General features: G+C 53.6%; 26 protein-coding genes. 10 read left to right on the top strand and 16 right to left on the bottom strand.

Annotation, left to right across the window (positions count from 1 at the left end):
* From AC2FLD_RS17820 to AC2FLD_RS17805, 4 genes are all read left to right on the top strand, one after another.
* The coding region (locus AC2FLD_RS17820) for an amidohydrolase family protein (protein ID WP_496671664.1) at positions 1–1455 on the top strand (1455 nt) is incomplete at its 5' end.
* Positions 1456–1481: 26 nt separating this feature from the next.
* Positions 1482–2246, top strand: coding sequence for a DUF3299 domain-containing protein (locus AC2FLD_RS17815; protein ID WP_170337125.1), 765 nt, complete (start codon positions 1482–1484; stop codon positions 2244–2246).
* A complete protein-coding gene (locus AC2FLD_RS17810) occupies positions 2243–3421 on the top strand; it encodes a carbohydrate porin (RefSeq protein WP_170337128.1) in 1179 nt (392 codons plus the stop codon). Before AC2FLD_RS17815 ends, AC2FLD_RS17810 begins: the two co-directional genes overlap by 4 nt.
* A 114-nt stretch (positions 3422–3535) precedes the next feature.
* On the top strand, positions 3536–3916 hold the full coding sequence (locus AC2FLD_RS17805; protein ID WP_170337130.1) for a hypothetical protein: 381 nt from the start codon (positions 3536–3538) through the stop codon (positions 3914–3916).
* Between the two features lie 662 nt (positions 3917–4578).
* Here AC2FLD_RS17805 and AC2FLD_RS17800 read toward each other — a convergent pair.
* Together AC2FLD_RS17800 and AC2FLD_RS17795 are read right to left on the bottom strand one after the other, a co-directional pair.
* A complete protein-coding gene (locus AC2FLD_RS17800; protein WP_496671667.1) occupies positions 4579–5397 on the bottom strand; it encodes a GNAT family N-acetyltransferase in 819 nt (272 codons plus the stop codon).
* 226 nt (positions 5398–5623) lie between these two features.
* Positions 5624–6526, bottom strand: a complete 903-nt coding sequence (locus AC2FLD_RS17795; protein ID WP_496671670.1) for a LysR substrate-binding domain-containing protein — start codon at positions 6524–6526, stop codon at positions 5624–5626.
* 335 nt (positions 6527–6861) lie between these two features.
* Between AC2FLD_RS17795 and AC2FLD_RS17790 the strand changes: the two genes are divergently transcribed.
* Positions 6862–7263: a LysR substrate-binding domain-containing protein gene (locus AC2FLD_RS17790; RefSeq protein ID WP_496671672.1), complete on the top strand. Its 402-nt coding sequence runs from the start codon at positions 6862–6864 to the stop codon at positions 7261–7263.
* Positions 7264–7553: 290 nt separating this feature from the next.
* Here the strand turns inward: AC2FLD_RS17790 and AC2FLD_RS17785 are convergent, their stop codons facing one another.
* The 4 genes from AC2FLD_RS17785 to AC2FLD_RS17770 all read right to left on the bottom strand — a co-directional run bounded on the left by AC2FLD_RS17785 (position 7554) and on the right by AC2FLD_RS17770 (position 9631).
* Positions 7554–8360 carry a methyltransferase domain-containing protein gene (locus tag AC2FLD_RS17785; protein WP_496671675.1) on the bottom strand — a complete coding sequence of 269 codons (807 nt, stop codon included), beginning with the start codon at positions 8358–8360 and terminating at the stop codon, positions 7554–7556.
* Between the two features lie 5 nt (positions 8361–8365).
* Positions 8366–8659, bottom strand: coding sequence for a putative quinol monooxygenase (locus AC2FLD_RS17780; protein ID WP_496671890.1), 294 nt, complete (start codon positions 8657–8659; stop codon positions 8366–8368).
* Positions 8660–8840: 181 nt separating this feature from the next.
* Complete coding sequence (locus AC2FLD_RS17775) at positions 8841–9038, bottom strand: hypothetical protein (protein WP_496671678.1); 198 nt, start codon at positions 9036–9038, stop codon at positions 8841–8843.
* A gap of 26 nt (positions 9039–9064) precedes the next feature.
* Positions 9065–9631 carry a tetratricopeptide repeat protein gene (locus AC2FLD_RS17770; RefSeq protein ID WP_496671681.1) on the bottom strand — a complete coding sequence of 189 codons (567 nt, stop codon included), beginning with the start codon at positions 9629–9631 and terminating at the stop codon, positions 9065–9067.
* Between the two features lie 393 nt (positions 9632–10024).
* Between AC2FLD_RS17770 and AC2FLD_RS17765 the strand changes: the two genes are divergently transcribed.
* From AC2FLD_RS17765 to AC2FLD_RS17755, 3 genes are all read left to right on the top strand, one after another.
* Positions 10025–11800, top strand: coding sequence for an ATP-dependent nuclease (locus AC2FLD_RS17765; RefSeq protein WP_496671684.1), 1776 nt, complete (start codon positions 10025–10027; stop codon positions 11798–11800).
* A gap of 69 nt (positions 11801–11869) precedes the next feature.
* On the top strand, positions 11870–13123 hold the full coding sequence (locus AC2FLD_RS17760) for a metallophosphoesterase family protein (protein WP_496671686.1): 1254 nt from the start codon (positions 11870–11872) through the stop codon (positions 13121–13123).
* On the top strand, positions 13123–16614 hold the full coding sequence (locus tag AC2FLD_RS17755; protein WP_496671689.1) for an ATP-binding protein: 3492 nt from the start codon (positions 13123–13125) through the stop codon (positions 16612–16614). The genes AC2FLD_RS17760 and AC2FLD_RS17755 overlap by 1 nt, the downstream gene beginning before the upstream one ends.
* A gap of 423 nt (positions 16615–17037) precedes the next feature.
* Here the strand turns inward: AC2FLD_RS17755 and AC2FLD_RS17750 are convergent, their stop codons facing one another.
* From AC2FLD_RS17750 to AC2FLD_RS17725, 6 genes are all read right to left on the bottom strand, one after another.
* On the bottom strand, positions 17038–17319 hold the full coding sequence (locus AC2FLD_RS17750) for a type II toxin-antitoxin system RelE/ParE family toxin (RefSeq protein WP_496671692.1): 282 nt from the start codon (positions 17317–17319) through the stop codon (positions 17038–17040).
* The gene (locus AC2FLD_RS17745) at positions 17316–17672 is read right to left on the bottom strand and encodes a CopG family ribbon-helix-helix protein (RefSeq protein WP_496671694.1); all 357 of its coding nucleotides are present in this window, start codon (positions 17670–17672) and stop codon (positions 17316–17318) included. Before AC2FLD_RS17745 ends, AC2FLD_RS17750 begins: the two co-directional genes overlap by 4 nt.
* A 23-nt stretch (positions 17673–17695) precedes the next feature.
* Complete coding sequence (locus AC2FLD_RS17740) at positions 17696–18790, bottom strand: helix-turn-helix domain-containing protein (protein ID WP_496671697.1); 1095 nt, start codon at positions 18788–18790, stop codon at positions 17696–17698.
* A gap of 178 nt (positions 18791–18968) precedes the next feature.
* Positions 18969–19937 (bottom strand): plasmid partitioning protein RepB, encoded by a 969-nt coding sequence (gene repB / locus AC2FLD_RS17735; RefSeq protein ID WP_496671700.1) that lies wholly within the window; start codon positions 19935–19937, stop codon positions 18969–18971.
* Entirely contained in the window at positions 19937–21121 is a 1185-nt protein-coding gene (gene repA / locus AC2FLD_RS17730; protein ID WP_037317392.1) for a plasmid partitioning protein RepA, read from the bottom strand. Before repA ends, repB begins: the two co-directional genes overlap by 1 nt.
* Before the next feature lie 286 nt (positions 21122–21407).
* Complete coding sequence (locus AC2FLD_RS17725) at positions 21408–21935, bottom strand: site-specific integrase (RefSeq protein ID WP_496671703.1); 528 nt, start codon at positions 21933–21935, stop codon at positions 21408–21410.
* A gap of 326 nt (positions 21936–22261) precedes the next feature.
* On the opposite strand from AC2FLD_RS17725, the gene AC2FLD_RS17720 reads away from it, so the two are divergent.
* Positions 22262–22519, top strand: coding sequence for a type II toxin-antitoxin system ParD family antitoxin (locus tag AC2FLD_RS17720; RefSeq protein ID WP_496671893.1), 258 nt, complete (start codon positions 22262–22264; stop codon positions 22517–22519).
* Positions 22516–22860, top strand: coding sequence for a type II toxin-antitoxin system RelE/ParE family toxin (locus AC2FLD_RS17715; RefSeq protein ID WP_496671705.1), 345 nt, complete (start codon positions 22516–22518; stop codon positions 22858–22860). The genes AC2FLD_RS17720 and AC2FLD_RS17715 overlap by 4 nt, the downstream gene beginning before the upstream one ends.
* A gap of 56 nt (positions 22861–22916) precedes the next feature.
* On the opposite strand, the gene AC2FLD_RS17710 is transcribed toward AC2FLD_RS17715, so the two are convergent.
* The 4 genes from AC2FLD_RS17710 to AC2FLD_RS17695 form a co-directional block, all read right to left on the bottom strand.
* Positions 22917–23972, bottom strand: a complete 1056-nt coding sequence (locus tag AC2FLD_RS17710; RefSeq protein ID WP_496671708.1) for a tyrosine-type recombinase/integrase — start codon at positions 23970–23972, stop codon at positions 22917–22919.
* Positions 23973–24219: 247 nt separating this feature from the next.
* Positions 24220–24900 carry an IS6 family transposase gene (locus AC2FLD_RS17705; protein WP_496671711.1) on the bottom strand — a complete coding sequence of 227 codons (681 nt, stop codon included), beginning with the start codon at positions 24898–24900 and terminating at the stop codon, positions 24220–24222.
* Positions 24901–24935: 35 nt separating this feature from the next.
* Complete coding sequence (locus AC2FLD_RS17700; RefSeq protein WP_496671713.1) at positions 24936–25151, bottom strand: hypothetical protein; 216 nt, start codon at positions 25149–25151, stop codon at positions 24936–24938.
* Positions 25152–25213: 62 nt separating this feature from the next.
* Positions 25214–26134, bottom strand: coding sequence for a GntR family transcriptional regulator (locus AC2FLD_RS17695; RefSeq protein WP_496671896.1), 921 nt, complete (start codon positions 26132–26134; stop codon positions 25214–25216).
* Positions 26135–26274: the final 140 nt, after the last annotated feature.

The following is a 26274-nucleotide window of genomic DNA, read 5'->3' as shown; positions in this document are numbered from 1 at the left end:
CCGACCCAAGATATTTCGGACTACAGTTTGCAAAACACGAATATGAAGGGAGAACTTATGTCCGGTCTACGAATGTCTCTTTGCTCGACGGCAATTGTCGCGGCAGTTCTTTCTTTTTCGGCGACCGCGCAGGCTCAGGATCAAGAAGAACCCCAAACGCTGTTTACCAACGTGCATGTCTTCGACGGTGTGAATGAGCAACGCATTGAAAATGCCAGTGTTCTGGTCGAGGGCAATCTGATCAAGTCCGTCTCAACCGATGCCATTGATGCGCCGAGCGCGACGGTTATCGACGGCGGTGGGCGCACTCTGACACCGGGCTTTATAGAGAATCACGCGCACCTGATGCTCATGGGGCCATCGATTGCCGAGATGGAAACCAACTCGACCTGGGAGGATTTCGCCATCCACGGGACCCGGATGGCCGAAATGTACCTGATGCAGGGCTTCACGACCGTTCGCGATGCCGGGGGCGCTGGCGGCGGGCTGCGGCGCGCAATTGACGCCGGCCAGATCGTCGGCCCCCGCTTTTATCCTTCCGGGGCATTTCTCGGAACACGTGGTGGTCACGCCGATTTCGCATCCTTCACATCTCCGCCGGGTGGGGTGACCAACTTTGGGACTCTGAATATGGCCCAACAGGTCAACGGTGTTGACGAAATTTACATGTATGGCCGCAACAACCTGCGCATGGGTGCCACGCAATTGAAGTTCATGCAATCAGGTGGGGTGATTTCGGCATTCGATCCATGGCAGTTGCTCGCCGGTTCGAAAGAAGAGATCGAGGCCGCTGTTCAGGTTGCCAACGAGTACGGCACCTATGTCATGGCACATTCCTACCGCAAAGAAGCGATCATCAATGCCCTGAATGCAGGGGTCAGAACCATTGAACACGGATTTCACTTTGACTGCGAGATTTCTGCTTTGATGAAAGAAAAAGGAGCGTACATCACGACGAACATCACAGCATTTGATCCAGGCCTACTTGATGTTCCGTCCGTGAAAAACAACCCCAACAGTTTGAGGAAGGCCAAATCGGCCTCGGCGACCTTCGAAGCCTACATTCCAAGTATGAAGGAATGCCCGGCGCCGCGCGGTTTCCAAACCGATTGCGTCGGCTCGGTCGAAGCGTGCAACATCCAGATCGCCTACGAGAAACATCTGAATAACCATTTCTTCGGCCCCTATGCGTCGATGGTAACCCTAACTTCGGTAGGTGGCGAGATCGCGGCACTTAGCGGTGATTTCATGAACCCCTATCCGGAAGGCAAACTGGGTGTGATCGAAGAAGGCGCCTATGCCGACATCCTGCTGATAGACGGCAACCCCCTCGAAGACTTCTCTGTCGTTGGAACAGGCGATCAGTGGTTCGGTGCGGACCCGAGGCCGGACAGCCCGGAAACAATCCGCCTGATCATGAAGGACGGTGTGATCTACAAAAACACACTGGATTGACCAGATAAAGCAGCCGGAGAGCATTCATGCGAAATTGGTTTTGCTCCGCAGTATTCGCAGGGTTGGTTTTGTGCGGTTATGATGCTGCGGCGACGCCTGGAACCGCGTTGGACTGGGCAGATCTGCCAGATCCGTCTGCGCAGGTCTTTGATGACCCCTATCGTGAACTCAGCCCCGAACAGTTCGACGATGTTCTTTTCGTTGTGCGTATACGCGGCAGGTTGCAGCAGGAGGTTGGCAGCGCCGAAGAACGGCAGAAATGGCAATTGCTTTTAGCAGAGACCGAAGACGCCTTGGTGTCAGACGGAATTGACGTCGACTGGTTACTCGATCAGCGCGAGGTTGTGACTGAACGTCGAAGAAAGGCTGGAACGAGCGGAAACCCGCAATTCGACGGCAGAACAATCACACTCGCGGGCTTTGCCATTCCTGCTCCAAGCGATCCGGACGGCCGGCCTGTGGCGTATTTGGTGCCAGAACGCGGGATGTGCAGCCACATGCCTCCACCTCCGCCTAACCAGATGATCCGTGTGCGGTTGAACGGGGACTGGGCGCCTAGCTATTTCCACGAACCCGTTCGGCTGACAGGCACGCTGACTATCGATCCTTCCGTTCATAATATGATGGTTGTGGATGGCCTCATGCCTATGAATGCGACTTTCCAGCTAGAGGCGGAACGTGTCGAAACTCTGGAAACCGAGGCAGACAGGTTGGAATGGAAGCAGCGTGCTGCTGATCGCATCCGCGCGGCAGGAAATCGCAAGACCGGTGGGGCACAGGCGTCAAAATGATAAGACTTCTGGTTGCCGCATTGAGCATTGCATTTGCTGGCGCAGCGTCGGCTCAGGGACTATCCGGGCCATCTTCAGTCGAAGCCGATCTTGCGCCCGGAGACGGGCTCACCGATCCGCAATATCGTTCCGATTTTCCACGCAACATCGCACCGGGTTGGTTTCAGTGGAAAGACCGACTGGCTGAGGGTGGTTTTCGGTTCAACATTGACTACCTGGCATTGGGCCAAACCACGGATGCTGATCTGGGAACCGGCGAAGCAGCCAGCGGAATTGCGCGGTTCTACGGCAGTTGGCAGGCAACTGAACGGGGGTCTCTGACATTCAAGATCGAAGACAGGCACAGTTATACTGACGTTGCTCCGCAATTTCTCGGGCTGGATGGCGGAGCCCTTTCAATCACGGGAACAGCCTTCAATGACAACGGTTTGCTTCTGACCAATTTGTTCTGGACCCAAAGGGCTGAGAATGGGTCGTGGGCGCTGCAAGTCGGCCAGATTGATGTAACGGACTTTGTGGATATCTACGGGTTGGTAAGCCCCTACAGTGGTTTTCAAAACCTGTCTTTCAATACCAACCCGACAATCAACACGCCCAACCAAGGCCTTGGTATTGCCGGTGGGGTAAAGCTGAGCGAGAACCTCTACGCCGTTGCCAGCGTATCAGACGCAAACGCCGACCCGTCCGATCCAAACTTTGATGTGTTTAGCGACGGCAATCTCTTCAAGTCGCTCGAACTTGGGTACACGTCCGGCTTTGATCGCATCTACTTCGACAATATCCATCTGACCCTCTGGCATGCGGATGCGGCTGACGATGGCAGTCGAGCAGAAGATTACGGCGCAGCGTTTTCCGCCGCATGGTTTGTTGACAATAAATGGATGCCGTTCTTCCGTGCAGGGGCCTCGAAGGGAACCGCAGCGCTTTATGAACGGTCGATTTCTGCCGGTCTCGGTTACTATGGTCGCAACACCGATTTGGCCGGTCTGGGCCTAAACTGGGCCGAAGCAAGAGGCATAGATGGCGATCAGTTCACGCTTGAAGCTTTCTACCGCTTTTCAATCTCACCCGGACTGCAGATCACGCCATCGGTACAATTCATTTCCGACCCGCTTCTAAATCCCGATCAGGACCGGATTACCCTGTTCGGTCTAAGAACCCGGATCGTTTTCTAATGCGGGGTGAAGGCAGTCACTAAGGGGTGTGCCAAAGGGCAACTAAGAGAGATCAAGCGCGTGCCGGAATTTTCAACGCCGGTCGAATGAAGTTGGGAAGCAAAGGAACAATCTATGAAGATTGCATACGGAATTCTTGCAGCCTTAGCAGTTGTGTTTTTCATCCTTGGAGGCAGCGATGCCCATGCCAAAGACAACAAGGGTAAAAAGCCGAACAAGGGGGGCAAGAACGGTGATGTCAGCATTCAGATAGAAGACAAACCCGGCAAAGGCCCAAAAGCTGTACCACCTGGACAGATCAAGCGCTACACGCGCGGTGCCAAGCTCCCATCTGACCTGGAGTTCGAGGATATTGGGGACCTTTCCAAATGGAAGCTTGGGGAGCCGGGCAAAGGAAACCGCTACATTCTGGTCGATGACGAAGTCCTCGAAGTTACGAATGACCTGTCTACCGTGGTCGATGCCGTCGGCATCGTCGGTGATCTTCTAAATTAGGCGAAAGTACGATGTTTCAGGGCAAGAACTACCTCGTTTGCCCTGACGCTGGCCGGGGCGATCATTTGTGAACCCCGGCCCAAGTTCAAAACCCGGATCCGAGGCGCTACGATGATAAAGGCCCTTCTTGTTCTTTTTGCGCTTGCTACCTTTTCGTCAGCACGCGCCCTACTCGCTCAGGAAAACGGTGCAACTGAAGTCCCGCAAACAATACGCTTTGAGGGCTATGTATAGCCCAGTCGCGAAGCAGAACTGTCGCCTTTGGTGGACAATGTGGTCAACCGGACTTTGCAAAGTCTGCTTTCTGCGCATCGCTGACCTTAAAGCGCGTTGAAGCATTTTGTATTTTGGGCTCTCAGCCGCCATGCGGCGGTGCAGAGAAATTCCTGGCTTGCAGCAAATGTGTATGTCGGCTTTCAACGTTGCACCATGATCGGCTCGCTCATGCAGAGAAAGTCCGGAATCCGCCCGATTCTGTGGAAAAACAACGCGTTGCGAGTGCAGAAAGTGGTGCTCTGAACGGAGCGCAAGCACCTTTCTGGTCGGGCAACACGGCGTAGCCTGCGGTTGCATTGAAGCGGACATCCAAAACTAGTCTTTGCAATTTCCGAGATGCGGGATGATTTCAACGGACAAAGCAATCATTTGCATTAGCCAATTACTCAGACAATTCGCGACGCAAACCAATTATCCCGTGACATTAGATAACTTGCCCACGCAGGATTTTGAAATCCAAGCCGGACGTCGTTCGCCACTTGGGTTCTAATGTCCTCGACTTGCGCCAGTACGTCTGGCAGCGCTTCTGTAATTCTCTTAACCGCCACTTTGAGGTTCAAAAGATCTTCCGCCGCCAACTGGCCAATTCTTATCGAAACTTGGCGCAGCGTCTCATCGAAACCGTCGCCTTGCAAATTGGATGCTCGCCACAGGTCGAAATCTAGCACTTCCTGCATCCGGGCTTTGCCAAATGTATCTTGCAGCGTATGCCGTTCCGCAGGGGCAAAACCCAGCCGACGTTGAACTGCGTCGCTCGCTGGGTTCAATTTTGGCCATACACGCGTGTAGATCCCATCGGCGTCAGAGGTTTCGAAAACGTGTCCACATAGTATTCGGGATGAATCGCTTGATACCCCTTTCCCCCAATAGGAACGAGCGACTGCAACAAAAGTCACCACAGTATTATGGGGCAATCCCGGCGCAACAAATACGCCACGAATTCCTACAAATTGGTTATCGCTGGCTTCGTCCCGGACGGTCCACAGACCAATGTGTGGGGCATTGTTGGCGCTCCGCACTCCATCGACGGCAAGAGTGTCGATCCAAGCATCGGTTGCCGCCAGTGCACCTTTTCGCGAAGAGACGTTGTGAACGAGAGTTTTGGCGACCTCTGCGTCCCCAAATATGTACTCTGCCACATCTGATCGATCCGATACCATACTCGGCCGCAATCGGTATCCAGAACGATTGAGATTAGCTTCCAACTTGCCGCCCTTTCTCTGCGCAAGCATCTTGCAAGAAATCGGGTCGGGTCAAGGATCGTTATCGAAAACCATGCTTCTCGAATGGGCCGCTTCCGGGCTCAGAACGGTCATCTGACGTTTGCAGTAGCACATTGAGCCGGTTCTGGCGACTTCAAGGTCTGCTCGGCGGGCAATCGGCCTTACAAATTTTGATTAGCTGCCAGGTGAAAACGATCATATGCGCGGCTCAGGTGTCCTTGGATGCCGAAGCCTCCTCGTCGAGCCTTGGCCCGACGGACTCAAGCCAACTAATAAATGCAGCGACTGCCGGCCGAGGCTTCCATGGCGGCGTGACTATGAAATATCGAGACATGTTAGTGACTGTGATGGGGGCAATTTTCAGCGTTCCAGCCTCGATCTGAGCGCGTACGTCAATTTCGGATTCAACCACAAGCCCCATACCTTCCTCCGCTGCGCGGATTTCGAGAGACGGGTCGCCAATCTCCAAAGTTTTGATGGCGCTCGTGTCGATACCGGATTCTTTTAGTGCTTCGCGTTCCCAGAGACTGCCGCTCGGGATCAGCCAAGGAACTTCATCCCAATTGGTTGCGGGATTATCGACAAGCGAAGGTGCAGCAAAGGCCCGGGTTGGGCTTTCTATCAACAGCCGACACTTTAAGTCTGGCCAGTTTCCGGCACCTGCCCGGATGGCGAGATCGAAGCCTTCCGCGACAAGGTCGATAGCCTCGTCCGTCGGGGCGAACGAGATTTCGATTCTTGGAGCCTTACTCCAAAATTCCGCGATCTTTGGAAATATAACCGCCTCGGCAAAATATGCCGTTGTAGTCACGCGCACAGGTCGGTTCCTATTTTTTTCTTGAAGAGTTTCGATCCCTTCAGCGATTGCGGCAAATCCATTCGCCAAAGCCTTCGCAAGTTCTTGCCCCTCAGACGTCAGACTCACACCTCGCGCAGAGCGCTCAAGCAATTGCATACCAATGAACTCTTCCAGTGCACGGACCTGTTGCGCTACGGCCGCATGAGTTACATTGAGCGATCGTGCCGCTGCTGAAAAGCTCTTTGCCCGCGCTGCAGCCTCGAACGCCCTAAGCGCGGTTAAGGATGGCAGCTTTGTCCAGTCTAGTGTCATGCTGAAAGATCACCTTTCATCCCAATAGTATTTCTGACTCTCAGAATTACCGAAATATTACCATACTCCAATTGTAAATCACCCATTGATGGAGAAATTCGATGTTTTCCCCAAACACAGACCTGTTACGTGCCATTTCAATGTACGATGCCAACGGTCGCCCGCGCCCTAGCCATTTCCCGAGTTACAGAGTGCCATCGGAGAAGCAATGCACGGGGCAGCGGCGTAGCCTTGCATCTCTGTTTCAGTACTTTCTAACTTGGACTCGGCCGCGACACACGCACATAGAGGCCGGTCATCGGTGACACTGTGGAGCTACTGTCCTTGTCTCCGACATGGTCGTGATCGGAGCACCTTCACTGGTGGAAGGCCGAGATCTGCGTGACCCGGCCTCTTTAACGAAGTTGCCCTGGTTGCAGGAACTGGGCACCAACGAGGCGGCTGACTGGTTCACCTATCATGGGGTCGTACCTCCCGAGCCATTGACGATAAATCACATGCCTGGGAACCTGATCATGACCGCGGTTCGCCGAGGTTACGGGATCACGTATTCTGCCAGAGCTTTTTTTGAGGACGATCTGTCATCTGGTCGGATGATTGAATTGTTCTCTGAGCCACTCTTCGGCGTCTACTACATCCAGACTCAAGCAGTATTTCAGCGTCCTGAGGCTAAGGTGTTCGTCAAGTGGCTTAAATCTCAATCACAAGTCGTATCGACGCATACGTCCGAAAACTGACCACGTTCCGGAAGTGTCGCAAACTTTTTGTCTAGATTGACGAGCACGCAGGTTCCGACGTTTGTTCTCAGCGTAACCAAATCGCTGGGACATAGAGTGTTGACGACATCCTACTTCATCGCGCGGGTCACAGCTTGATCAATATCAATATGATCACGCTGTCACTCGTTTTTAGTTGGAAGAAAGTGTTCCCTGAAACCTGCTGCGGGCAGATTTTTTCGAGACCGTAAATTCCCAAACCAGCGGGATCGCCGAGTCCGGGGCAAGTGCCGATCGATCGCTTGTTTTGTCTAATCCGGCTTGCAGGCGGTCATGATGTAGGCCGTCGTCGGGAAGATCGCCTTGCCCGAAGGCGTGGCGTATTTCGAAAGTTTCACATCGGATTCGATCAGAACTTCTGCGATTTTTTCTTCACTGAGATGTATATCAAACAGCGGCAGCCAACCCCGTAGTTCGACTTCCACCATTGTCCGGGTGCTGGGAAAGGTTGCCTGCTCGCTTTTGGTTTCAAAGGCAATGTCATCGAAGCCCACTTGCGACAAGATGTTCGCGACTTCGTCGGGGTTGCCCAAATTGAATGGCAGCCTCACAGAATTTGCTGCCTCTGGTGATACGTGTGCCCCCAACACAGCGACGATGTCTCGATACGCAGGATTCTGATCGATAGAGTGCCAGATCGCCACCCCCAGCCTGCCGCCCGGTTTGGTCACCCGGTACATTTCGCGTGTCGCTTTCCGCAGGTCCTGAAAAAACATCATTCCAAATTGAGAGATCACGCAATCAAACGAGTCATCCGCGAAGGGCAGCTCTTCGGCACTGCCCAGAACCCACTCGATATTGGGTTCAACTTCTCTTGCCGCTGCAATCATGCCGGGTGCAGGATCAAGTCCGACCACGCGACCAGTATGTCCAGAACACTCGCGTGCTGCTCGCGTCAACACGCCTGTACCACACGCAACATCCAAAACGTGCGCACCTTCGCGTATTCTTGCGCCGCCAGTCAAATGGTCGCACCACGGTGCAAATAGCGCTGGCACAAACAGAGCTTCGTATCCACGACCCGCTTGGAGTTCTTCTTGTGTTACTTCGGCAGCCATTTGCGCTACTCCACAAATTCGTAGTGTTTGATTGATCTGGATTCGACCAATTCGGCTTCTGAAGGATCCACATGCGGCGATTGGTAATCATCGCCTACAAACGCCTTGAGAGAAGCGAGATCTTTCCAGATCATCACGAAACTGAATTCTCCTGGACTGTCAGCCCGCGCTGCGCCCGGAAGGACCTGCACGATCCCTTCGGTTCCCCGCATCAATGGTATGGCCGTGTTGTGGAAGAAGTCACCGAACTCCTCCTCTTTGCCTTCTTTCGCTGTGACTTGAAATATCCGCATGATCATAAAAGCCCCTCCGATTGGTAGGGTTGCTGCCTGCATGATGACCTCAAGAATACCTCATATCACATCACTAGCCCTTTGTCGTTTTGACTCATTACCAACTGTCATCAATAAACAGAACCAGTACCGAACCTGTCCTGAAACAGACCAATGGCTCAAGACCCTTGGACGGAAGCTACGCGACTCAAACGACCAGCCCTGCTAGATTGAGCCCTTCACGTAGTATTTCGATCGGGTCTTTCGGCATGTCACGTGCGCGGAAAGGGGCCAGTGGGTCTTTGATTGCTTCAGGAAACTCTTTTCTTAGTTCATTGATCAGGTTTCTCGCTGCGTCCAGTTCGCCGTTTAACGCCAAAGCCGCGGCAGTGTATGCCATGTTCATGAGGCGACGTGCACCACCCCTACCGGCTATTTCGGCCAATGCTTCATCGTAGTCGCCCCGCACGATTGCATGCAGGTGAAAGGCGTTGCCATATCCGGGATGAAGCTGAGGATTGAGTTCCCGCGCCCGAGTGATCCAGGTTTCACCAGCCTCCCATTCTCCCGAATATGCCAGAAAGATCCCCAAATCGGCGAGAATCCAGGAGTCGTTTGGATGAGATCGATTGCGCGTTGCGCGTAATTTCGGAAGATATCTGTGCTCTCACCAACCCTACGGATGTGGATCGCCAGTGCGTAATACGCATCCGGGTTGTCCCGGTCAGCCTCAAGTGCCTTATTGGCGGCCCGCCGCGCCCGCTCCGACCAGTCCGGCTGCGTATCCAATTGGCGCTTCTTGGACTCCAAATAATTGTAGGCGAGCCGTAACCAAGCCAGTGAATAATCAGGTTCCTCCTCAACCGTGCGGAGCTTCATGGCCAACGCATCCCCATCACGGGCGAAGCGGGGATCGGATATGTGCTTGACGATGGCTATGACATGCCGCCCCTGATGCTCACGGCAGATGAGTTGGAGGCTGCGGCCCTTGGTGCGCATGGGTGGCCTCTGAGGCAGACCCCTCGCTCGCTCGGGCTGCGCGTGATCTTGTGTCAAAGCTCTCCTCGGTCATCCCGAAAGAGCTTCGCCCTGTCGTGCCGGACGGAAGCACAAAGCCCATCCAAACGCGCGCTAGGGTGAACCAGCCAACACGCGAGCACCTAAGGGTTCTGTAAGGGCAAGCCTTTGCTGACTTTGAAACAAACCACCATACGCTGCAGTGACGGACGTAATAGAATCGATTCACTGCGCATTCAGAGTCAACTCAAACATCCCGGAGAAAAACCCGTTGGAATCTTCGAGTACCATCTGTGACTTTTGCGCTGCTATACAGTTTAGCACCGCACTTGATGCGCAAGAGAATTTTTTGCGAACGTTTTAGAAAGGCGACGGATGCACCGTATTTCCAAGGTTAAGATTCAGAACTTCAAGTCCATTCAAGAAGTCGAGCTGCTGCTTGCAGCCTATACGCCTCTAATCGGCTACAACAACGCCGGGAAAACAAATATCCTGCAAGCGTTATCATGGGTGATCAAGAAATCGGCTCTACAATCATCGGATTTTCTCGACCCCGGATTACCACTTGTTGTAACGGCCGAGATTACGGGCATCGACGCTGATTTGCTCGATGCTTTGGAAGACAATCATCGGAATAGGATCGAACCGCACGTAATAGACGGGACGATTTCGCTGCGCCGAACACAACCACAACCAAATGTGCCGGTTGGGCAGATCCGTCTGGAAGTAAGGAAGATGGAAGATGGCCAAGAAACATGGATCGTTAATCCAACGGGAATAGACCAAGCCATTGCGAGGATTTTTCCCGATCCGATATTCATCGGCGCGATGGAGAACACGACAGAGGACGTTGGGAAGTTTGCTTCAGGTACGACAATTGGGAAATTAATCAAAGAAATCATCGGGCCTGTCGCCGAACGAAACGCAGGTCCAGTCACAGATGCTCTCGCACAAGTCGCTTCGCGGCTATCTGCCGACGGTGACGAGAAGGATGAGACACTAGTTGAACTCGACACACAAATTCAAAATGAACTTGGCCGTTTTTTCCCCGGGGTCGTCGCCAAAACTCACATCCAAACGCCTGAATTCTCGGATTTTTTGAGAAACGCGACTATCAAGATCTATGACGAGCAATTTGATCCAGAGACCGGTCGGGACGCATCATCTTTCGGGCACGGAGCGCAACGTTCTGTTCAAATCGCCCTAATCAAGTGTTTGTCCGAGATCCGAAGGCAGGCAGCGGCCAATGAGGCGCGGACAACCTTGCTGTTAATAGATGAACCCGAGTTATACCTGCACCCTCAGGCCATTGAGATGGTGCGTGCATCGCTGAGCCGCCTCTCTGCGGAGAGCTATCAGGTCGCTCTTTCGACCCACTCGGCCAATATGATCGCAAGAGCAGATGCACCAAACGCTCTCTTGATCCGTCGAACAGCGGCGGATGGTACGATATGCTTTCCCAGGATGGTAGACGCCGTTCACGACGCCATAGCCGGAGCGGAGCACCAATCGGCAACTCTTTTCGCGCTCTCTAACTCAACCCAGCTACTTTTTTCCGAGAAGGTAGTCCTAGCAGAAGGCAAAACCGAACAGACGCTGCTTCCAGAGCTGTTTCAGCATGAAGCAGGTTGCTCACTTGAAGAAGACAAATTGGGCTTGGTCTCGCTCGGAAGTTCAAGCGATGTGCCTAAAGCGCTGCCCGTACTTGCTGCGATGGGAATTCCTACAAAGGCTGTCGTCGATCTTGATTTCGCGTTTAGACCCGCCATCCAGCACGGTTTGATCACCGACACCAACGCGGCTGTTCAGGGGTGCATTGCGGTGCTCACGCGCCTGCAAGGCGAAGGAAGAATCGACTTGGCAGAGGACGGTTTTCCCAAAAAATTTGGCGACGTCTCGACTGCCAAGGCATACGAGATTATGGCTGCGGAGGCAGACGCTCGTGGGCACATCGATGCCATCCATGAACACTTGAAGGCCCAAGGCATCTGGGTTTGGACGGATGGCACGATTGAAACTCATTTGGGCTTGGAAGGTAAAACAGCGTCTGTTCATAGCAGCTTCTTGTCGTCGTACCCAACCGAAGCGTTTCGCGACGGCCTGCCCAACTATGGAAACGTACAAGCTATGTTGGCATGGCTCAGACAGTAGGCCATCGAAGCGCATTGCTATGCGGAGAAAGCAGTTTCTGCAATTTAGAGGAAGGGTACTTTAGAAACGATGTTTAAGTTCATTCACACTGCGGATGTTCACCTAGACTCGCCCCTCAAGACTCTGGCGATGCGCGATCCTGATCTTGCTCAGCTTGTTGGTGGTGCTACCCGAAGAGCATTCGAGCGGATCATTGATATCTGCATCGAGGAAAGCGCCGATGCCCTAATCATCGCAGGCGATTTATACGACGGTGACCTCCGAAGCATGAAGACGGCCGCATTCCTTGGACGTCAAATGCGCCGATTGGACGAGGCTGGCATTCGCGTCTTCATGATCCGGGGAAATCACGACTCCGAATCCACGATCACGCGCTACTTGGATCTCCCTTCAAATGTTCACGTCTTTACCGGGCACGGAGGGGTCGAGGAGATTCCCGATGCGGGTGTCGCAATCCACGGCGTTAGCTTTGCACGTCGTCATGCACCGGATAGCCTTTTGCCAAAGTACAGGCCTCCGGTTGACGGGCTTATCAATATTGGGCTGATGCATACGAGCCTCGCTGGTGCATCAGGGCATGATGAATACGCCCCGTGTGCGCTTAACGAACTTAGTAGTCACGGCTTCGATTATTGGGCACTGGGCCACGTCCACGCACGACAAGTGCATTCGGAGAACCCTTATGTCGTCATGCCCGGCATTCCGCAGGGTCGGGACATTGGAGAAGCTGGTCCAAAGACGGTGACTGCGGTGGAGATTTCTGGCGGCGAGCTCAGTGTGAGCGAACGCAATGTATCCATCGCCGAGTTCGAACGCGTGAACCTTGATCTATCTGGCACCGATAGCTGGCAGGGTATACTTCAGACACTTCGAGCTGCGCTCAAGAATGCGCGCAATTCTGCTCTCTCGGAATATGTCATCTGCCGCTTGGAGCTTTCCGGAAACTCGAACCTTGGCTGGCGGCTCCATCGTGACGTCGATCTGCTTTTGGCTGAAGCGAAGGATGCAGCGGATCAGGTTGGCGGAATTTGGATCGAGAAAATCGAAATCAAGGTCGCTTCACCTGTTGCTAGTGCTGAAGATGCCGACCCGGTAGACGAGCTAGCGTTGCTCATGAAAGAGGTCGCATGGGACAGTGCATTTCGGTCGGAAGCCACATCCCACCTTGAGCAAGTCGTTCGCGCCCTGCCTGCGGAGCTGCGTGATCGCTTCGGTTCGGATCAGAATGGCACGAAGGGCGTTCTTGATCGCCTGCTTGAAGCAGGAGCAGCGGACGTCGTCGCTTCGCTGAAAAGCGGCCAGAGCCAAAAGGAGGCTTCGTGATGCGGCTGCGCAAGCTCAATTTAACACGCTATGGACGCTTCACAGATTTCTCGATTGATCTCGGAGATCGGCCTAAGAATGGATCCGATCTGCATATCATTTTCGGCGAAAACGAGGCCGGTAAGTCGACAGCCTTCAATGGCTATCTCGACCTTCTGTTCGGTATTGAAGACCGGAGCAAATACAACTTCCTCCACGATTACAGCGCCCTTCGTGTGGGCGCCGTTCTCGAGATTGACGGCCAAGACGTCGAGCTCTCGCGCATTAAACGACGGGACGGAAATCTTTTGGATGGAGCGGACAACGGGGTCGATCCAACCCTATTGTCAGCAACTTTGCACGGTTTGTCCCGCGATGCGTATCGCACGATGTTTTCATTGAATGACGAGACGCTTGTACAAGGCGGCGAAGAAATTCTGGCAAGTCGTGGTGATCTTGGTCGTCTGCTCTTTGCAGCAACTGCTGGGCTCGGTGATCTAAGCGATGGCCTCGACGCGTTGCGTGAAAAGGCTGCCAAGTTCTACATGCCTCGGTCGCGATCGAGCGAACTGAAGTCCTTGAAGGACGAACTCAGTATTATGGACGAGCGCCGCCGCACGTTGGACATCCATGCCAGTGGCTTCGAGGCTCTCGTTGAAAGTCGTCGGCAAGCGGAGGAAGCCTATCAGGTCGCACGGGACAGTCGCGACAATCTCCGGGCGGAGCAAATCCGGTTGTCCGCGTTGAAAGATGCCTTCGCAATCCGTGATGGTCTTCTCAGACTGGAAGAACAGCTCCAGCCCATTACCCACTTGCCTGACGCTCCTGCGGGATGGTCAGCGGAAGTAGGTGCTCTCAAGGAAGAGCTTGCGGCAGCCATGGCAAAAAAGGGAGACGCCGAGGCCGATATCAAGGCTGCGGATGATCGACTTGAAGCCCTGGTACCTGACCCCGAGATTGATTCTGTGCGCGCCGAAATCACTTCGCTGGAGATACCTGCAGCCCGTGCTCGCACAGCACAGGAAGACCTGCCAAAACGGCGGGAAGAGCTCCAAAAGGTTGACGCCAAGCTCGACGAAATTCGCGCCCGACTGGGCGCGATGGAAGACAGCGATCTGACTACCCTAATTGTCCCGGACGACCGGCTCGCGCGGTTGGATGAACTTTCCGCCCGAGAAGCCGCTTTGGCTCAAAGAGTGGCGTCCGCCCGAGACGAAGTGAGCGCGGCTGAGGATGCCCTCCAGTCTGCGGTCGAAGACCTCGAGGCTGCACCTGCCCAGAGCGCGGAAATGGCCTCGCTGACCTCCCTGCTCGACCAGTTCAACCAAGACAATCCCGAACAACGCGAGCAGCATGCCGCGGAGGCGCTTGAACGCTTGAGCAAATCGATAGAGCGGGATCTCAAAAGGTTGGCTCCTTGGTCAGCGACAGAAGCAGACCTCGCACCAGCGTCATTGCCCGATGCCCAACAAACTGATCGCTGGTCCAGAACCGCGCTCGAACTGGCGCAGAAATTGAGGGAGTTGGAAGATCGTAGGGCGCAACTTCAAGAAACACGCGCCCGAAATGTGAACATCGTGTCTGCTCTTTCTTCGCAGAGTGATGGCATAGCTGATGCCGAGGCAAAGCGTGTGCGTGTTCTGCGCGATAAGGCTTGGGCTTCGCATCGATCCCGCCTGGATGACGCTTCGGCAGACGTCTTTGAAGTCGCGCTTGGAGAAGACGACCGAGTTCGTGACGATCGTCTAGCTGCGGCAGACCGGCTGGCTGAACTTCGATCAGCAGAAATCGAGATTACAGCAACTGATGCAAGCCTCGAGACCGTCGCAGCCAAGATGAAAGAAACCCAGGACGACCTATTTGCGCTCCGCAAAGAAATGGCGCCGGTTCTCTCCGAGGCTGGCTTGCCGACAGAATACCCCGCTGAGGACCTGCCGGGTTGGGTCGAGCGGGCTGAGGCATTGCTAGACGTTGTCGCCGAGGCGGACGCTCAGCGATCGGCACGGGAACGCGCCGCTGCAGATTGCGAGGTCACCAAAACCGCGCTCATTGAGGCGCTGACGGCCCTAGGTGAAAGATCCCCTGATGCTCCGACCCTTCGACAGCTTCAGGCACGGTCGAACAACCTGAAAGACCGCGCAATCGAAGACGCGGCAAAGCGCTCGGCGGCTGAAAAAGCTGTGGCGGCGGCGAAGGCGCAAAAACGACAGCGGGACCGAGCCCTTTCAAACGAAGAACAGGCATTTGCCAATTGGCAGAGCGAGTGGACAGATGCGCTGGAAGGACTCTGGTTGACCGAGCGCAACACAACACAGGTCCGCGCGCTCCTTGATCCGCTTCGCGGTCTGGCGACGCAAGCCAGCAAACGCGTCGAACTCGTGGCGCGCGTCGAGGCTATGGAGCGTGATCGCGCCGCCTTCAAGGACGCCGTAGACCGGCTTTCTGTCAGGCTCGAGGTTGCCTCGGAGCAGAACCCGGCATCGACGTATGCTGAGCTTAAGACGAGGTTGAAGGCAGCTGACGATGCGAACACGGCCTTGCAGGCAGCGGAAGAGGCTCGCCTGATCGCTGAAGAAAGATTTGCAAAAGCGGACGTGGAACTCTCGCGTGTAGAGACACGGCTAAAGCAAATGGCTGGACACTTTCCAGAGATCGAGACCATCACAAATCTCGACGAACTGGCAGATGTACTTAACCGATCGCAGCAGAGAACCGATTTGGCTAAGACCGTGGAAGAAAAGCAACGCGATCTCTTCGAACGCCTGGGCGCTGAATCCAGAAAGGACGCGGATGAACTGCTCGACGCAGAAAATCGCAACGACGTTGATAGTGGTCTAGCTGAAATCGACAGTGATCTTTCAGAAGCCGAAGGTGAGCTTGAAGACCGGATTGGTGGGCGGCGTGATGCAATAAGAGCGATCGAGGAAGTCGGTGGAGACGCGGCCGTTGCGCTTCTTGAAGAAGAGCGCCGGAGCGTCTTGATCGAGATTGCGGAGAAAGCCGATCGGGCGCTCTCTCTCCAGCTTGGGGTAATGGCAGCCGATCGTGCCCTTGCGGTTTACCGTGATCGCCATCGTTCAGAATTGCTGGCGCATACAGCCGATGCATTTCGTACTATCACTCGTGGGGAGTTCCATGATCTCACAACACATCCAGACAGAAATGGTGATCGTCTGATTGCTCTGCGATCCAACGGTGGGGGGTCCCTAGGGGCTGATGAGATGTCAAAGGGGACGCGTTTCCAGCTCTATCTTGCCTTGCGTCTCGCCGGATACCGTCGGTTCTGCGACGTCGCAGGCCCGCTTCCATTCATCGGCGATGACGTAATGGAAACCTTCGATGATCGGCGTGCGGCAGCGACACTCGGTCTTTTGAGCGAAATTGCGCAAGACGGGCAGGCTCTCTACTTCACCCACCATGAGCATCTCTGCGAGATTGGGAAGAAGGTTTGCGGCGACAAGGTAACAATCCACGAGATCCCCAAGTTGCAATTCGTCAGCGGCGCAGCTTGATTGGCAAGAAAATGTCATCGCAACCACTAGTTGGAGACAACAAGTACTTAGCCGGAGCTTCTTAAATGCTTCGCACCTCCTCTGTCGGACTCGGTCAACAGTCGGTTGTACTCTACAGATCTCTAGCCGGTCGAAGACAACCGATCTTCGGAAATGCTGGCCGAGCCTAGCAGAACGAATTTCAATGCATTTTCTGGTTGGCTGCTCTTGAACCTCAAGCGGCAACGCAATGTTGGGGGCGATAGAGCGGATTTGGCAAGGTGCAATGTCTGCTTACGCCGAGGTTACGTTTTCTGCGCGCGTGTGCAGCGAAGGTCCGGAATCCGCCGTCTGTGCAGAAGCTAGAGGTCGAATAACAAAACAGGTTCGGTTGCTTGCCCCCTACCCCGCTCGCTATATACCACCAGTATTCAAACCCTGGTTTCAGTAATCCGCGCCTTGGCGGGTATCCCAGAGACGCAGAATTTCTATCTGGGTGGGCATTACACGATAGATCAGCGTGAATGGGGTTCGCGGCACTGAAAGCTCCCGTATGTCTTGGCGTGTGTCACTTGAGTGACCTGCATAAGGGTTGGCTGCAAGAGTAAGCTGAATGGCTTTGAGCTGAGCTCGTGCCCTTTCGCTGCCTTCAGGAAAAACTGACGTGAAGTAGTAACGGAACCATTGAATGTCCCGGGCCGTATCTTCGAGAAATACTATCTTCATTGGCTATTGGATTGCCCGCTTGCTACCGGAGCCGAAAGTTCATTCTCGGTATCCCAGCTGTCTATCCAGGCATTCATTTCGTCTGCCGTGATGAACTTGCCTTGGTCTGCTTTTTCAACAGCCGCATCAATGGCTGCACGTTTAGCGGCTTTGGATTCTAACATCATTCTAATTGCCCGTACGGCGAGTTGTGCAGGCGGTCGATCTTCGATTGCAGCTTCCCGTTCCAGGGTCTTTCTCAGGTCTTCATCGAGACGGATTGAATATGGGCTGGTACTCATCGCAATCACCTGTTTCCGTATTGTAGTACAATGTAATACATTGCCATTATATTCACAATAGACCGATGGCATGTACTGCACCTATTGTTCTGAACTCATGAGCGTGAGGAGATATCATGGGTATGGCCTGCACTTCCGCGGACTTTTGAACTATGCGCCAACAATGTGGTTGGTTGCATATCTCCCCGATCGATTTTCGAGATCAGTGAGATCAAATAAGCTTGGTGAGATTTTATGTTCTCAGCTCGTTGAAAGATATATCCAAGCACCATGAAACGGAGAGCTGGGCCATGTGTCGATTTCATAGCATACCAGGTCTGACCAAATCGTAAGTACTCGGCGATATCGTCCATAAGCCGGTCACAATGTGACTGATCCCGGGCAAGGCGAAGTTCCGAGCACAAACGTGGAAAGCTGCGCTCCATTTGATCTGGAGAAACTTGAACCTGAGAATGTTTTCCTTTCTTAACTATCGGATTCAAAGAGTCCTCTTTGTGCCCCTCAATTTTATGGTCATAGGCCCTCATTTTTTCGGTATGAGCCGGTGTTATCTCTGAGATTTCCACAGAGATTTCAGCCAGAAGTTTCCGGAGGACACGCGCATCCGGCTTGCGGCGCAGCGCATTGCGCACGGAGGTCATCAAATCTGTGATAGAGCCATCGTCTGCTACAAGCTCTTTCAGACGAGCCAGAGCGGCCGATACCTTGTCGCGGAGTAACGTGAATTCGAGAACGCGGTCAGCATGCTTCTGGGCTTCCTGGAGGAACTCAGCATGCCTTTCAGACAATGGCATCAGGGAAAGACCGGTCGCTGTGACCACCCTGCCCTGTCGGTCTCGGCGTGCCCAACGTTTACCATTTGAGCTCATTACGCGTCGGACAATCCCAAGCTTGGCCAGAGTCGAGATATGACGTTCAACAGTTGGAACGCTGACATGGGCTCGTTTGGCAATCGCGGCGTTGGATGCGAAGCAGATATGCTCATCATCCTGATCGACTGAAATCTGATCTCCTTGCAAAAAGGAAATCATTGCTCTTAGGACGTTGAGAGAAGTGGACTTCAGCCCAAGCGACTCTCTCGCCTCTTCAACGGCTCGAAGAAGAATCCATTTCTTGGGCGTATAAGTCCCCTGCCCTGTCGCGCTCGACAAGGTTGCTCCTGACGGAGCCATTGCTGTCACTGTTTTCATGAGTTTATGTCAGCAGACAAAAAATACCCGTTCGCTCAGGAGCGTTTTTTCTTGTATGGCGATTCGGGGACTGCTAGATTCTAGGTGTCTAATCTAAGAATTGCGCTTAGCGCAGCGGCCCTCGAAGCTCCGGTTTCGGGGGTTTTTCTTTGCTTGCCTTCCTCCTTTCTGCTCGTCCTCAGTTATTTTGCTTGTTGTTTACAGCTGTAAATTCGGCGTGTGTTCTCTTGATGATTTTCGTCAGATTTTTGTCCAACCACTCAGCAAAATCCGCGTTCGAACCTGTCTTTCTAACTGACAATGTAAGAGACCCGCTGCCGGACTTGATAGTCACGCCATCAATGGGGCTGGTTTCACCAACGCCGTCCTTTTGTCGGGCACCACGTTTTGCGGCCGCTTTAAGTAGGGTTTCCAGCCGGTCATCTGAGGAAACCGATGGCTCGACGGCTTGAAGCAAGTCCGTTGCGTCGTCAATTGTCAGCTTGCCTGCCAAGAAGTGCTCAGCAAGTGCAGTCCACTTCGGGCGGCCTGACTTTGGAGCTGCGCCGATCATTTCTCCGACCTCAAAAGGAACGTTTTGCGTGACCTTAGTAAGGTGGGACAATCCTGATGCTGACAGGTTCAGAACTCGTTTCACCGTGGCTGTATCATGCCCAGCGGTCTGAATTGCTTCCGCAAAGCGAGCTTTTTCGTAGAAGGACAGGTTGCGCCTCGCTGCGTTTTCAAGGCCTTTGGCAAGGAGCGCCGACGCATCGTCGATATCTTGAACATTGGCGCGAACTTTGATTTTGAGCTCACGACATGCTTTGAGCCTTCTCCTCCCATAAATCGCCTCGTAACGACCTTCGGTTTTCGACTTCCGAACGAGGATGGGTACTTGTTGACCGCCGTCTTGGATGCTCGATTTCAAACTCTCAAAGCTGTCGTCATCTTCATCAGGGTTTACAGCTGTAAACTCACCAAGCCGATCAATCGGTCCCCAATCGTCTATGAGAGATGGGTCAATTTCCCTAATTGCGGCAAGGGATCCTTGAAGCGCACCGAGAGCAGGGGCGTTGGCTCTTACCGGTCTGTCTGCGGTCTTAGATCCGGAACGTGCAATCGTGCTCGCTATACCCGACATTTCTTGAAGAGATTTTCTAGCCATTAGCTACGTCCCCATGCTTGGTGGATCATTTGCTCTACCTCAGAGCCGATCGCATCCATTGAGTTCTTTGCCCGGTCATAGGTTGCGCGTGTCATTTCCGAACGCACAACCTCGTAGATCGACTGCTTGAGCATTGTTGCGTCACTGATCGCAGTGCTCTTCAGAGCCGTTGCTGACATAACGCGGTCCTGAAACAGTGCTCGCATGAATGAAGCCAGCTGTTGAGATGGAACGTCTGTTGGCTCGTCACGTGTTATAAGGAACTTGAAGCTGTCGTATTCGAGAGTGGCGCCGGCGTCTTCAATGACAGCCATATAAGCACCAGCAAGTTCGAGAAATTGAGCTGTCGAAGACACGTCCAACATAGAAGGTGTTAAGGGCACGAGCAAAGAACTGGCGGCAGCCATCCCCGCGATGGTTAGGAACCCGAGTTGTGGTGGACTATCAATAAGAACAAGGTCAAAATCGTCTTCCACTTGGGCCAGAGCATTCCGTATTCTCGTAAAAAACGGATGGTCAGGGTTAGAGTGGACGGCGGATTCCGTCTCAAATTCAGAAAGAACAAGCCGTGACGGTGCCACAGACAATCCGGGGAAATATGTCGGAAGCACGACATCTGCCATATTAACCGGGTCTTCATAGCGAATGGCATCGTATATAGTTAGCCCATCGAACTCGATTTCAGGGCTGATGCCGCACATGGATGTAAGCGAGCCTTGGGGGTCTAGGTCAACGGCCAGCACACGGTATCCGCGAAGCGCGAAAAAATGAGCCAGATGAATTGTTGTAGTGCTTTTGCTGCTACCGCCTTTGAAGTTCATCAACTGCCAGACTTGAAGTTTCTCTCCTTCCGTCCGGCGAGGGATGTAGCGTCCTTGTTTGCGCGAGGTCTTCTCAAGCGTTTCACGTGCTTCCCAAAGCTCTTGCGCAGTATAGTAACGTCGACCGCTTCGCACGTCTTTTGGTTCAGGAATTGTACCTTCTGAGTGGACCTTGCGCATGAATTGACCCGAGACGCCCAAAAGTTCGGCCGCTTCTGGTGCTGCGAATGTGCGTAGTGATTTTGTGTTGTCAGGTGCAAAGGCAGCAAGAAGATGCTCTCGGATAGCCGAGTTCAATCTCTCGGAAATTTCCGTGGCGAGTGCCGATGGTCGATCTGCCGTAAGTGGTGTCACGGGAATCATGTAGTTGCCTCAAATTAAAGAATGTGGTCATTTTCGCGCCACTTGAGACAAACAGCCGTGATTCACTGCCCTAAGTCAAGAATTTTCGCCTATATTGTGGGCTGCGCTGACCGGCAGACTACATGCGCTTTGTATCAGAGCAGGGTGGTTTACAGTTGTAAACCCGGTAGAAGAGAATTGTGGGCTCTCAAATCAGAGGTGGATCTTCCGCAAATCAATCAGGCATGCGCGTGAAACTTCTCTAAATGCTCCGCTTTGAGTGGAGCATGTCCTGCCGAAGGCTGTGTCATGAATGAGCGAGGTGCGTTGTAAGAAGGGTATCAGGGAAGGGTAGGGGGTTAGTTGAGCTGATTGGTTGAATCACACCCCAACAAATCCGCAGCCGGGTTCTGGGCGATATCGACGCCGTCATAGCATTTCTGAGCCAGTGCGATAGGTGCAAACCGGTCTTGAGCGGTGCGCCGTCCTGCGCGGCTTGGGTCAGGAAGCCCGAGCGCAGCCAAAGCGGTGAGGCATAATCCTTCGGTAGTCCTGTCACCTTCAGTCGGTGTTTGACGATCTGGGCTATGGCGCCCGGGTTGAGGTGGCGTTTCCATATCCAGCCAGATTTCGAGACCGTGTGAAACAGGGGGCTGTCCTCGACCTGACCCACTTCGATCCAACGCGCCAGCGGCCTAGCTGCGCGACCTTTGCGCACCAACCGTGAAGCCTCGCCCTTTTGGGTGGCCTCGACTACCAGCGGCGACAGCAAAATTAGGTCATTCTCGTCGAATTCCTTCAGCGACACATCCTCCAAAAAAATCCCGCCGATCACCGAACGCTGCCATCTACCCGAGGTCAGCCCAGTAACAGGATGATCTGGTCACGGCTGTCCCGGCACGAACCTTGAATGGTGACCATCTGTTGTTCGAGAATATCACGGGTAATCGGATGGGCGGTGTTCGGGGCAAGGAGGTCGGCCCTGTGTTTGGAATTTGCGAAAGCGTAGGGGTGATGGTTAACCCTGCCACGGCGGTGAGCACTTATTTGCTCTGTCAGGCCGGCAATAAGAACGGTTTGATTAAACTACCGGGTGTGGAAACTTCAATTGTTGAACAAGTACCTTCGTTGGCATATATTGCCAATCAGGAGGTTCATGCCATGGTAACCCGCAATGTCGTACTTACAGAAACGCAGGATCAACTGGTGCAGAATCTGGTTGCATCTGGTCGCTATCAGAACGCCAGTGAAGCGTTGCGCGCCGGTCTTCGTCTTCTGGAGCGGGAAGAGGCGGGACTGGTGTCTCTCAGACAAGGCCTGCAGGAGGGCGTAGCCCAGGCTCAGGCAGGAGATCTGGCAGAAGGCGGCGGTCCGGATGCGATCCGTCGTGCCTTTGCAAGGGCACGAACCAAAGCGTGACCAAACCCTTTCGACTGACACGCCATGCTGAAGCCAGCCTGGTGGAAATTGCCCGATGGACCATCGACAAGTTTGGACGGCATCAAGCCGATCTTTATGAACAAGAACTGATAGCGCGCTGTCAGGCCATCACGGAGGGCAGGGCGGCCAGCCGCAGCTGTTCTATATTGGTAGAGGAGGCAGCTGATCTCAGATATGTACGGGCGGGAGAGCACTTCCTAGTCTACCTGGATCAGCCTGACGCGGTGATCATAGTCGATATCCTGCATTCCCGCTGCGACCTACCGCGACATGTTTCCGCGCTGGCCACGTTAACGGATGCGACAGGAAACAAGACATAGGCACAGCAGCCGGAGTTTCCCTCAAGCTGGGAATTCTTTAAGTAGGCAGTATGTGCTCACCCCAATAGATCAGTCGCCGGGTTATCCGCGATGTCCACATCGTCGTAATACTTTTGCGCCTGGGCCATCGAGCGGTGCAACGAGAGGCGCATTGCGGCTTGGATTGGGGCACCGTCCAGGGCCGCCTGGGTCAGGAAGCCCGAGCGCAGCCCGTGCGGCGACGCAAAATCCTCTGGCAGGCCCGCCAGTTTCAATCGGTGTCTGATGATCTGGTAGATCGCATCCGGGGACAGGCGGCGCTTCAACACTCGATCGGCTTTTGAGACCGGTCGAAACAGCGCTCCATCCGTGATCTGCCCGACCTCGATCCAATGCACCAACGCCTGTGCGGCGCGGCCCTTCAGCACCAGCCGCGGCGTTTCACCTTTGGTTGTCGTCTTGGTCTCCAGCAGTGAAATCCAAACCAGTCCTTTCTCGTCGAACTCTTTGAGAGAGACATCCTCGCGCATCAGAGCAGTGATCTCGGAACGCCGCCGTCCGCCCGAAGCCCAACCCAGCATCAAGATGGCGCGGTCGCGGCAATCCCGCCGGGACCCCCGACAGGTGGCCAACAACTGTTCCAGCACGTCCCGCGTTATCGGGTGTTGCGATTTCGGAGCCGGTGGCCGGGCCGCAGCTCGCCGCGCCTTGGCGCGGGCCTGCTTCACCTGCGGCGCACCGAAAGGGCTGGTCAGGTTCTTCATTCGATGAAAGGCCAACCAGGAGGCGATGCGCCGGTCCAGCGTCGAAGGGGCAGGGCAGGCGAGGGATTTGCGCAGCCCCTGCGCAATCAGCACCTCCGCGGTTTGACGCGCAATATCCTCATCGGGCGCATCACCCAGATCGCGGGCGTGATCGAGAATGAAGGCGAGGGCGGTGGCCTCAGATTCGGGCCAGCCCAACGTGGCGCTGAACCGGGCAGCCTTCCAGGCGGTGATATAGAGCAGGTCGCGTTCATAGGCCCGCAGCGTATTGGCAGGCGTGCCACGGATGTAAAGATCGGTGAGCGCCTCCTGATCGGCCTCGGAGAGGGCAGGGGTTGACGCGGGAAGATAAGGGGCAGGGGCTGTCATGGCAGCTATTCTGAGCCCATTTCCCGGGAAAATCAAATACTCCTGATAAGGGATACTTATCGGGTGTAATAGTGATTTGGGAATGCGCCCTGAATAACGCTTAAAAACTGAAATTAATGCGTATAGTGTGGGTTAATGGATTGTAATAGTGCAAAATTTAGGGGTTGTGTCGCAAACTTTTACCGGCGTGTTGCGGTTCCGTTGCGAAGTTTCGATTGGAAGAAGTGAACGCGCTGTAGCAGCAGGTTTAGGAGGCAAGTTCTACGAACTGACGAAACGGACAGAGTCCAGTTGTGAGTTGACCTTTGCGGATCATGTGCGCCACTTCAATTCCGTCCAACGTTGTTGCTGCTGAGGCGAAAGCCTTGAACCCCAGCATTGGCCGGATGCGTCTCTTGATGAAACGATGGTCCTGTTCGACGATGTTATTGAGGTACTTCCGCCTCACCATCTCGATCGGGATCGGACAACCAAAGCCCTTGAGCATTTTGTTGATCGCCTTAATGCCGGCAGTATTGGCGCCACTTTTGTCGATGACGATCTTTCGCGGAATCCCGTTGACCTCCAGCATCCTGGCGAAGAACTTTGTAGCAGCCGGTTTGTTTCGACGTTGTGAGAGCATGAAATCGAGAGTTTTGCCGTGTTTATCGACCGCCCGGTAGAGGTAAACCCATGATCCCTTTACTTTAATATAGGTTTCGTCCATTCGCCAGGAGCGGTCGCATGGTCCTTTGCGCCTACGCGCTGCTTCAGCAATGGCGCCAGAGTACCGTGCCACCCAACGATTTAGCGTGGTGTGGTCCACCGAAACACCTCGCTCCGCCATGATCTCTTCCAGATCGCGGTAGGAAACACCGTATCGAACGTAGAAGAATACTGCGAATAGGATCACATCTTTCGGATACTGTGCGCCTTTGAAGGAAATCATGAGCTGGCTTTCGACTTGGTATGACCGACAGTCATTCACTCGTTAATTCCGAAAGCGTCAATGGCCAAAAGTTTGCAACGGAACCGATCTGGAATGACGCCTTTCACTTTGTTCATTTTGCGTGTCCGAATACTGAAGATAATCCCATTCCGAACACGGCGGTCAACAAAATGTGGCTTGCCGTGGGAATTAGAGAGATAGGCTTCAGACGCGCCATCGGCGTATGCCTCAGCCGATAAAAGATCAGACATGTTACCGCTCATTTTTTGAGCGATGGATCACGCAACCAGACCGAGATCAAAGCGTCCTGATCCTAGCTAAGAAAGTCAGGTCCCGCGTCTTTAGCCTTTTGCAAATGAAGCTTCATCGCTTCAGCTGCTTTTTTGTATTCGCGTGCAGCTAGGCGATCCAAGATTGCAATATGTTCTTCACAAGATTCTTTGAGCCGCCCAGTGTTTACCAACGAGTTGTATTCCAGAAGCCTACGCAGTCGGTTTTGTTGCTTGATGGACTGTATGATAAACCGGTTATGCGAACAGGACGCGATGAAATTGTGAAAATCTTCATCCAGCCGAAAAAGGTTTGCAGCATTCAGGTTTCTTTCATCGGCATCTAGCGTTCTGTAGTGTCTTTCACGAAGAATTTCAGCGGATGAATTTTCAAACACAAATTCGGAACTGCAAATCGCCTCGGGTTCCAGTATCATTCTGAAATCATAGCTTTCGTCATGCGCTTTTGACGAGTTCAATGTCGGTTCAAACTGCCAGCCGTAACCGGGTAACCGGGAAATTACTCCATCGTCAGAGAGATTGTTCAGAATGCGTTGAGCGGTCAGCCGTCCCAGACTGTACTTATTGCGAATTTCACCTTCTGAAACTTCTTTGCTAATGTTCCCTTCAAACCAGTCTTTCGCAATGATCTCCTTTACCTGTTCGTCATCCGTTTTGGGCAAATCTTCAAGCAGGGTGGTACAATCTTCTTTCCTTGCGGAAACAAAGAACCCGCGGTTGGTTCGCTTTTCCACCAGCCCCAGTTTCCGAAGATAATCCAATGCAGCCCTCAACGGTGTTCGAGAAACCGCAAACTCTTTTGAAAGCTCGACCTCTCGAAGATGGTCGCCGTAATTCAAGGAGCCTTCATGAATACGCCTGACAATCTTGCGTGCAAGTCGTAGCTGTAGATCGCTGGTGGAACTGTCGATTATCATATACGTGTTTTCTTTTTTGAATTTCACCGTCAATATAACAATTTTTGATGCGTTTTTGAAAGCTGTACGTCACCTTTATGTATGTTTGATTAAGGCAGGCGCCCTCGGAAACAGCAGCGGCAATCCGGGTCGCTGCAGTCTATAAGTATTAGCTCGAATTCGCGGGC

It is taken from the genome of Ruegeria sp. CDSA021, assembly GCF_059612325.1.
The sequence above is the reverse complement of the archived record's forward strand: the minus strand, read 5'-3'. Positions and strand labels throughout refer to the sequence as shown.

Bases quoted from the DNA above. Each gene is read 5' to 3' on its own strand.
- AC2FLD_RS17755 (WP_496671689.1), top strand. From the start codon at position 13,123: ATGCGGCTGCGCAAGCTCAATTTAACACGCTATGGACGCTTCACAGAT.
- AC2FLD_RS17770 (WP_496671681.1), bottom strand. From the start codon at position 9,631: ATGCGCACCAAGGGCCGCAGCCTCCAACTCATCTGCCGTGAGCATCAG.
- AC2FLD_RS17785 (WP_496671675.1), bottom strand. From the start codon at position 8,360: ATGGCTGCCGAAGTAACACAAGAAGAACTCCAAGCGGGTCGTGGATAC.
- AC2FLD_RS17705 (WP_496671711.1), bottom strand. From the start codon at position 24,900: ATGATTTCCTTCAAAGGCGCACAGTATCCGAAAGATGTGATCCTATTC.
- AC2FLD_RS17795 (WP_496671670.1), bottom strand. From the start codon at position 6,526: ATGACACTAGACTGGACAAAGCTGCCATCCTTAACCGCGCTTAGGGCG.
- repA (WP_037317392.1), bottom strand. From the start codon at position 21,121: ATGATTCCCGTGACACCACTTACGGCAGATCGACCATCGGCACTCGCC.
- AC2FLD_RS17740 (WP_496671697.1), bottom strand. From the start codon at position 18,790: ATGAAAACAGTGACAGCAATGGCTCCGTCAGGAGCAACCTTGTCGAGC.
- AC2FLD_RS17710 (WP_496671708.1), bottom strand. From the start codon at position 23,972: ATGACAGCCCCTGCCCCTTATCTTCCCGCGTCAACCCCTGCCCTCTCC.
- AC2FLD_RS17760 (WP_496671686.1), top strand. From the start codon at position 11,870: ATGTTTAAGTTCATTCACACTGCGGATGTTCACCTAGACTCGCCCCTC.
- AC2FLD_RS17790 (WP_496671672.1), top strand. From the start codon at position 6,862: ATGGTCGTGATCGGAGCACCTTCACTGGTGGAAGGCCGAGATCTGCGT.
- repB (WP_496671700.1), bottom strand. From the start codon at position 19,937: ATGGCTAGAAAATCTCTTCAAGAAATGTCGGGTATAGCGAGCACGATT.
- AC2FLD_RS17750 (WP_496671692.1), bottom strand. From the start codon at position 17,319: ATGAAGATAGTATTTCTCGAAGATACGGCCCGGGACATTCAATGGTTC.
- AC2FLD_RS17780 (WP_496671890.1), bottom strand. From the start codon at position 8,659: ATGATCATGCGGATATTTCAAGTCACAGCGAAAGAAGGCAAAGAGGAG.
- AC2FLD_RS17805 (WP_170337130.1), top strand. From the start codon at position 3,536: ATGAAGATTGCATACGGAATTCTTGCAGCCTTAGCAGTTGTGTTTTTC.
- AC2FLD_RS17720 (WP_496671893.1), top strand. From the start codon at position 22,262: ATGGTAACCCGCAATGTCGTACTTACAGAAACGCAGGATCAACTGGTG.
- AC2FLD_RS17745 (WP_496671694.1), bottom strand. From the start codon at position 17,672: ATGCCATCGGTCTATTGTGAATATAATGGCAATGTATTACATTGTACT.
- AC2FLD_RS17815 (WP_170337125.1), top strand. From the start codon at position 1,482: ATGCGAAATTGGTTTTGCTCCGCAGTATTCGCAGGGTTGGTTTTGTGC.
- AC2FLD_RS17775 (WP_496671678.1), bottom strand. From the start codon at position 9,038: ATGAACATGGCATACACTGCCGCGGCTTTGGCGTTAAACGGCGAACTG.
- AC2FLD_RS17765 (WP_496671684.1), top strand. From the start codon at position 10,025: ATGCACCGTATTTCCAAGGTTAAGATTCAGAACTTCAAGTCCATTCAA.
- AC2FLD_RS17700 (WP_496671713.1), bottom strand. From the start codon at position 25,151: ATGTCTGATCTTTTATCGGCTGAGGCATACGCCGATGGCGCGTCTGAA.
- AC2FLD_RS17810 (WP_170337128.1), top strand. From the start codon at position 2,243: ATGATAAGACTTCTGGTTGCCGCATTGAGCATTGCATTTGCTGGCGCA.